The organism is Neisseria sp. P0021.S007 (genome assembly GCF_051956855.1).
Map to the genome: position 1 here is coordinate 1 of NZ_JBQCXA010001848.1, position 412 is coordinate 412.

Below are 412 nucleotides of genomic sequence, written 5' to 3' on the forward strand. Positions count from 1 at the left end.
CATTGCCGTTGTCTTTAACGTCGGCTTCAGCATTCTTACCGTCTTCACCTTTAGCACCAGTATCACCCTTAGCTGCAGCTTTACCGTCTTTAACGATGGTAGTAGTGGTGTTACCGTTACCGTCTTTAATGGTCACAGTATGAGTGCCGTCGCCGTTGTCTTTAACGTCGGCTTCAGCATTCTTACCATCTGCACCAGTTGCACCGGTAGCACCAGTTGCACCGTCTTTAATGATGGTAGTAGTGGTATTACCGTTACCGTCTTTGATGGTTACAGTGTGAGTGCCATTGCCGTTGTCTTTAACGTCGGCTTCAGCATTCTTACCGTCTTCACCTTTAGCACCAGTATCACCCTTAGCTGCAGCTTTACCGTCTTTAACGATGGTAGTAGTGGTGTTACCGTTACCGTCTTT

At 47.3% G+C, this 412-nt stretch carries 1 protein-coding gene; it reads right to left on the bottom strand.

The annotated features are described in order from the left end of the window. A partial coding sequence (locus ACTHUR_RS21770) for a collagen-flanked surface repeat-containing protein (protein WP_440400894.1) occupies positions 1–412 on the bottom strand: 412 nt, incomplete at both ends.